Genomic DNA, 6787 nt, shown 5'->3' on the forward strand with positions numbered 1-6787 from the left:
CCCCCCCCCCCCCCCCCCCCCCCCCCCCCCCCCCCCCCCCCCCCCCCCCCTTCCGCGTGCCGGGGTCAGCGCCGGCGCGCCAGGGACAGCGTCCGCCGGGCCGCCGCCACCACCGCCGCGTCCACGAAGCGGCCGTCCGGCAGCGCCTGAGCCCCCTCGGTGGTGGCCGCCGCCTTGATGACCGTCTCCGCCTGCTCGATCTCGGCCGCGGTGGGCAGATAGGCCCGCTCGATCACCGGCAGCTGCCGGGGGTGGATGGCCGCGCGGCCCAGGAAGCCGAGGGCACGGCCACGCGCGCAGGACGCGGCAAGGGCGTCCAGGTCGCGGATGTCGGGATGGACCGACTGCGGCGGCGGGGGCAGCCCCGCCGCCCGGGCGGCGACGATCACCCGGGAGCGGGGCCAGTCCAACCCGGCGTCGGCCCGGACGCCCAGGTCGGCGCGGAGGTCCGCCTCCCCGAGCGAGATGCCCCGCAGGGACGGGTGCGCACCCGCGATGGCGTAGGCGTGCTCGATGGCGAGCGCCGACTCCAGCAGCGCGTACAACGGCAGCGGAGTGCCCACGGCGGCCTGCCTGACCTGGTGTGGGGAGGCCACCTTGGGCAGCCGCAGCCCCGACACGCCCGGCAGTGTGGCCAGCGCCGCGAGGTCCGCTGCCGCCCAGGGGCCGTCCGGGGCGTTGACACGGACGTGCACCGGAACCGGCTGGGGCTCGCCGAGGCGCTCGGCCGTGGCGGCGCGGGCGTAGTCCTTGCGGTCGGGGGCGACCGCGTCCTCCAGGTCGATCACCACCACGTCGGCGCCCGCCGCCAGCGCCTTGGCCACCACGTGCGGGCGGTCGCCGGGGACGTAGAGCCAGGTGAGCGGGAAGGGCGTCACAGGGCGCCCTCCTCGCGCAGGGCGCGCAGCTCGGCCGCGGTCAGGCCCAGCTCGGTGAGCACGGCGTCCGTGTCGGCGCCGTGCGGCCGGCCGCACCAGCGGATCGCGCCCGGGGTCGAGGAGAGCCGGAAGAGGACGTTCTGCATGCGCAGCGGGCCCAGCTCGGGGTCGTCGACCGTGGTGACCGTGTCCAGGGCCCGGTACTGCGGGTCCGTCACCACGTCCCGCACGTCCTGGACGGGGGCGACGGCCGCCTGGGCCTTCTCGAAGGCGGCCAGCACGTCGTCCCGGGTGCGGGAGGCGATCCAGGCGCCCACCGCCTCGTCCAGGACCTCGGCGTGCGCAGCGCGGTCCACCCCCGTGGCGAACCACGGCTCCTCGATCAGCTCGGGCCGGCCCACCAGCCGCATCACCCGTTCCGCCACCGACTGGGCCGAGGTGGACACGGCGACCCAGTGCCCGTCGGCGGTGCGGTAGGTGTTGCGCGGGGCGTTGTTCGCGGACCGGTTGCCGGTGCGTTCCTGGACGTGGCCGAGCTGGTCGTACCAGGTGGAGTGGGGTCCGAGGACCGCCAGGATCGGCTCGATGATCGCCATGTCCACGACCTGCCCGGCGCCGGTGCGCTCGCGCGCGGCCAGGGCCGTCAGCACGGCGTACGCGGTCGCCAGGCCCGCGACCGAGTCGGCGAGCCCGAACGGCGGGAGCGTCGGCGGGGCGTCCGGCTCGCCGGTCAGGGCGGCGAACCCGCTCATCGCCTCGGCGAGGGTGCCGAAGCCGGGCCGGTGCGCGTACGGGCCGAACTGGCCGAAGGCCGTGACCCGGGTGAGGACGAGCCGCGGGTTGGCGGCGGACAGCTCCGCCCAGCCCAGGTCCCACTTCTCCAGGGTGCCCGGGCGGAAGTTCTCGATCACCACGTCGGCGGTGGCGGCGAGCCGCAGCAGGGTCGCGCGGCCGCCGGGCCGGGACAGGTCGAGGGTGACGGCGCGCTTGTTGCGGCCGAGCACCTTCCACCACAGACCGACCCCGTGCTTCGCCGGGCCGTGCCCCCGGGACGGGTCGGGCCGGCGCGGATGCTCCACCTTGATCACCTCGGCGCCGTAGTCGCCGAGCAGGGTGGCGGCCATGGGCCCGGCGAAGAGGGTGGCCAGGTCCAGGACCCGCAGGCCGGCGAGGGGCTGCGGGGCGCTCACGGGCGGGTGCGTGCCGTTCGTCGTCATGCCGTGTACTGCGCCTCGATCTCCGGGCGGTACGGCATCGACGCCGTGGCTCCCACCCGCTGCACGGACAGGGCGGCAGCGGCGGCGGCCCAGGACAGGGCCTCGCGCACCGGCTTCTCCTCGGCGAGGGCCACCGCGAGCGCGCCGACGAAGGTGTCGCCGGCCCCGGTGGAGTCCACCGCCCGCACTCGCGGGGCGGGGACCACCAGGGGCTCGGTGCCCCGCGCCAGGTACAGGCTGCCGGTCGCGCCCAGGGTGACGACGACCTCCGGGACCAGGTCGAGCAGGGCGGCTGCCGCTTCCCGCGGGTCGGTGCGGCCGGTGAGGGTGACGGCCTCGTACTCGTTGGGGACCAGCAGGTCGGTGGCGGCGAGCAGCTCGGGTGTGAGGGGCTGGGCGGGCGCGGGGGTGAGCACCGTGCGGACCCCGTGCCGGCGGGCCGCCGCCGCGCCCGCGAGGACCGCGGCCTGCGGGATCTCCAGCTGGAGCAGCAGGGTGTCGGCGGTGGCGATCACGCTCTCGTCGCCGGGCGAGAGGTGGTCCACGGTGCCGTTCGCGCCCGGGATGACGACGATGGAGTTGCCGCCCTCGTCGTCCACCACGATGTGGGCGGTGCCGGAGGGGCCCTCGATCGTGCGCAGGAAGTCGGTGTCCACCCCCGAGTGTTCGAGGGCGTCGCGCAGCCGCACGCCGAAGGAGTCGTTGCCGACCGCGCCGATCATCGTCACCGTGGCGCCGGCCCGGGCCGCGGCGATCGCCTGGTTGGCGCCCTTGCCGCCGGGGATGGTGTGGAACTCCCGTCCCGTCACCGTCTCGCCCCGCTGCGGGGCCTTGTCCACATAGGCGACGAGGTCCATGTTCATGCTGCCGAGGACCGCGATGTGGGTCATGAGCGGGTCGCCTCCAGGTGCGTGAGGTGGGCGAGGGTGTCGAAGCCGGTGCCGTCGAAGTCGGCGACCGAGGTGGCGAGCCGGTTCTTCAGCGGCATACGCCAGCGGTCCGGGAGCGCGCCCGGGTCCCCGGCCAGCAGGCCGGCGACGCTGCCGGCGGTGGCCCCGTTCGAGTCGGTGTCCCAGCCGCCGGAGACGGCACGGCAGACGGAGCCGCTGAAGTCGCCGTCCGCGTGGGCCAGGGCGGCGGCGATCAGGGCGGTGTTGGGTACGGCGTGGACCCAGTGGTGAGCGGCGGCGTGGCGGGCGTGCAGGGCGTCGACCACGTCGTCGAAGTCCCGGTGCTCGGCGGCGAGCGCGAGGGCGTCGTCGACCGCCCGCGCCAGCCGGGAGCCGGCGGGGACCACCGCGCGTCCGGTGCGCAGACAGGCGTGCACGTCGGAGCTCCCGCCGGCCGCGGCGGCCAGCATGGCGGCCGTGAACATCGCCGCGTACACGCCGTTGGCGGTGTGCGTCAGGATGGCGTCGCGGTGGGCCTGTTCGGCGGCGGCAGCGGGGTCGCCGGGGTTGGTCCAGCCGTGCACGTCGGCGCGGATCAGCGCGCCGATCCACTCGCGGAACGGATTGCGGTGGCGGGCGGTGAGCGGGGGTTCGATGCCGCTGAGGAGGTTGCGGAAGGCGATGCGCTCGGCGGTGAAGGCCCGGCCGGGCGGCAGTTCGTCCAGCCAGAGGCCGGCCACGTCCGCGGTGGTGAAGTCCCGCCCGTGGCGCTGGAGCAGGAGCAGGTTGACGAGGGGGTAGTTGAGGTCGTCGTCCTCGGGCATGCCGTCGATGTTCTCGGCGAGCGAGGTCCCGGCGGAGCGGCGGTTCCACGGATGGGCGTCGAGCAGTTCCGCGGGGACCCCCCGCGCGGTGAACCAGGTGGACAGCGGCCAGTTGCCGGTGGACCGGGCGAGGGCGCGGATGCCGTCCAGGGGCAGCTTCTCCACGGGTTTGCCGAGCAGGCAGCCCGCGGCCCGGCCCAGCCAGGACGCCTCGAGCGCGACCGGGTCGGAGGCCGGCCGGAACGGGGGCGGCGCCGGCCACTCGGGGCACCGGGCCCTGATCCGCTCCAGATCGGTCGGCTCGTCCTCCGCCAGCGCGCTGGGCAGGTCGGCCAGTTCGTCCAGGAGGTCCTCGGCGAGCAGCCGCAGGTAGCGCGAGGCCCGCTGCGGCGAGGCCCCGGCCCGGTCCGGGGCGTCCAGCCCGCCGGCCGCGCGCCACCTCGCCTCGATCCTGGACGGTTCCCGGCCGTCCAGGCGGGCCTGGCGCAGCTCGTGGCCCACCAGGTCCTCCGGCTGCACCCAGGTCAGTCGGAGCATGCCGCGCCTCCCAGTGCCGTGACGGCCCGCTCGTGCGCCCGGCGGCGGGCCACGTCCCGGGCGAAGACCTCCCGGGCCACCCCGGTCAGGGTGCGGGCCGGTTCCCACAGGTCGAGGCGGCTGGCCTCGGCCACCGTCTTGGACCACTCCTCGGGGACCGGCGCGCCCAGGGCGCCGGCGAGGGCGCCGGCCATCGTGGCGGTCGAGTCGCAGTCGCGGCCGTAGTTGACGGAGCCCAGGACCGCCTGCCGGAAGTCGCCGCCGGAGACCAGCAGCATCCCCAGCGCGATGGGCAGTTCCTCGATGGAGTGCAGCCGGGAGGGGCGGCGGGCGCCGAGCGAGGGGGCGCGGTAGTCGGGGCCGACCGTGTCGTAGGGGGCCACCGCCTCGCGCAGGGGGACCAGGGCCGACTCGAAGTCGCCGTGCGCGCGGGCCGCCTCGCAGACCTTCTCGATCGCCGCGCGGGTGCCGTCCTTCGCCAGGGACAGACACGCGGACACCACCGAGTCCGGGGTCGAGCCCGGCGTGGCGGCGGCGGCGACCGCCGCGGCGAACACCCCGGCGGCCTCCCTGCCGTACGACGACTGGTGCGCGCCCGCGACGTCCAGCGCCTCGGCGTACGCCCCGGCCGGGTCGGCCGCGTTGACCAGGCCGACGGGGGCCATGTACATCGCGGCCCCGCAGTTGACGATGTTGCCGACGCCCGCCTCCCGAGGGTCGGCGTGGCCGTACGCCAGCCGCGCCACGAGCCACTTCTCGGCGAGGAACAGGCGCTGCAGCGGCAGCGCCTCCGCCTCCAGCTCCGGGATCCAGCGCGGGTTCGTCATCAGGTCCGGGACCAGGTGGTCGGCGATCGCGTACGCGTCCAGGTGGTCGCGGACGCGGGCGTAGACCCGGACCAGCGCGTGGGTCATCAGGGTGTCGTCGGTGACGTGGCCGTCGCCCTTGTGGTACGGGGCGATCGGGCGGGCGGTGCGCCAGTCGTCGCCGTTCCAGGGGCCCACGATGCCGTGCACGCGGCCGCCGTGGCGGTCGGTGATCTGGTCGGGGGAGTAGCCCTCGACGGGGCCGCCGAGCGCGTCGCCGACGGCCGCTCCGACCAGAGCCGCGGTGATCCGTTCGGCGAGACCGTCCGACCCCGGTGGGCACGGATCGCTGGACCGCGGCGGGCACGGACCGCTGCTTTCTTCTCCTTTGGGCGTCATGCCCCGAATCATCCCTCCGGTCGGGTCCGTTGCGCGGCTTCCAGCAGTCCGGCGAGTTCCACCAGGTCGGTGCCGGTGAGGCGGGGCAGGGCGCAGCCGGACAGGGTGCGGCAGGCGTCCCGCCAGCTGTCGGGGATGGCCGCGCCGCCGCCCAGGGCCCCGGTGAGCGCGCCGGCCAAGGCGGGCGCGGAGTCGGCGACCCGGGACAGGCAGGCGGCCGCGGGCACGGCCTCGGCGATGCGGCCGCGGGCGGCGGTGGCCAGGGCGAGGGCCACCGGGACGGTCTCGGCGGCGGCGATGCCGTAGCTGTAGACGTGGTCGACGATCTGGTGTTCCAGCAGCGGGATGAGCGCGAACGCCGACTCGCTGTCGGCGGCCAGGGCCAGCGCGTGGCGGGCGTTGCGGCCGATCTCCGTGGCCGCCGGGAGCTCGGCGAGGGCGGCCGCGACGCAGGTGCCGGTGTCCGCGCCGGCGAGGGCCTGGGCCAGGGCCGCCGCCATCGCCCGGGCGCCGTGCACCCCGTCGCCGTCCTGGGTGTAACGGGCGTCGAACTCGGCGAGGTCGGCGGCCCGGCCGGGGTCCCCGGGGTGGGCCACCGCGAGGACGCAGGCGCGGACGCAGGCGGCGTCGTCGAAGTAGTGCGGGTTGTCGTGGCCGGTGGCGGGCGGGCGCAGGCCGGCGGCGAGGTTGCCGAGCCCGGCCCGCACGGAGATGCGGGCCCGCAGCGGGAGCACCGCCGACTCGACCTCGGGGGCGCGGTCCGCCGCCGCGGCGACCTCGGAGGCGACGGCGGTCCAGGTGAGGTCGATCGCGGCGCGCATCCGGCGGTCCCGGCTGAGGTCGCCGAGCACGTCGTCGTCACCGGCCCGCAGCACCGCCTCGGCGGCGAACGCCGCCCACTCGGCGTCGTCGGAGGGGCCGAGGCGCAGCGGCTCGGGGGGCTGGTTGAGCGCGATCGGCACCGGGAGGGTCGTCGTCGCGTTCTGCTCGGCGAACGTGTCCAGTTCCCGGGTGAGCCGCCGGGTCCACTCGGGCATCCGCGCCGCCCGGTGCCGCGCGGCGGGCCACCCGGCGGCGTCCCCCGCGGCGAGCCCGATCAGCAGTCCCTCGACCCGCCGCGTCACGACCGCCCCTCACTGTCCACGCTCCCGCAGTCCCCCACCCCCACGAGAGAACCCGGCTCCCGACCGCGCTCCTGCTTCTCGGCGGGGCCGGTTTCCGAGGGGGTGCGGGGGG

General features: G+C 76.5%; 6 protein-coding genes. All 6 read right to left on the reverse strand.

Annotated elements, in window-relative coordinates; translation table 11 throughout:
* Nucleotides 1–65: 65 nt before the first annotated feature.
* Genes V7E45_RS37555 through V7E45_RS37580 form a run of 6 tightly spaced genes read right to left on the reverse strand, consistent with a single transcriptional unit; the run spans nt 66 to nt 6675 of the window.
* Nucleotides 66–878, reverse strand: a complete 813-nt coding sequence (locus V7E45_RS37555; RefSeq protein ID WP_333778758.1) for an HpcH/HpaI aldolase/citrate lyase family protein — start codon at nt 876–878, stop codon at nt 66–68.
* Nucleotides 875–2095, reverse strand: a complete 1221-nt coding sequence (locus tag V7E45_RS37560) for a CaiB/BaiF CoA transferase family protein (RefSeq protein WP_333778759.1) — start codon at nt 2093–2095, stop codon at nt 875–877. The genes V7E45_RS37555 and V7E45_RS37560 overlap by 4 nt, the downstream gene beginning before the upstream one ends.
* Nucleotides 2092–2985, reverse strand: a complete 894-nt coding sequence (rbsK, locus tag V7E45_RS37565; protein ID WP_333778760.1) for a ribokinase — start codon at nt 2983–2985, stop codon at nt 2092–2094. The genes V7E45_RS37560 and rbsK overlap by 4 nt, the downstream gene beginning before the upstream one ends.
* Entirely contained in the window at nt 2982–4346 is a 1365-nt protein-coding gene (locus tag V7E45_RS37570; protein ID WP_333778761.1) for an ADP-ribosylglycohydrolase family protein, read from the reverse strand. The genes rbsK and V7E45_RS37570 overlap by 4 nt, the downstream gene beginning before the upstream one ends.
* Nucleotides 4334–5551: an ADP-ribosylglycohydrolase family protein gene (locus V7E45_RS37575; protein ID WP_333778762.1), complete on the reverse strand. Its 1218-nt coding sequence runs from the start codon at nt 5549–5551 to the stop codon at nt 4334–4336. Before V7E45_RS37575 ends, V7E45_RS37570 begins: the two co-directional genes overlap by 13 nt.
* An 8-nt stretch (nt 5552–5559) precedes the next feature.
* Entirely contained in the window at nt 5560–6675 is a 1116-nt protein-coding gene (locus V7E45_RS37580) for an ADP-ribosylglycohydrolase family protein (RefSeq protein WP_333778763.1), read from the reverse strand.
* Nucleotides 6676–6787 lie beyond the last annotated feature (112 nt).

The organism is Streptomyces sp. IBSBF 3136, from assembly GCF_036815105.1.
GTDB lineage: Bacteria > Actinomycetota > Actinomycetes > Streptomycetales > Streptomycetaceae > Streptomyces.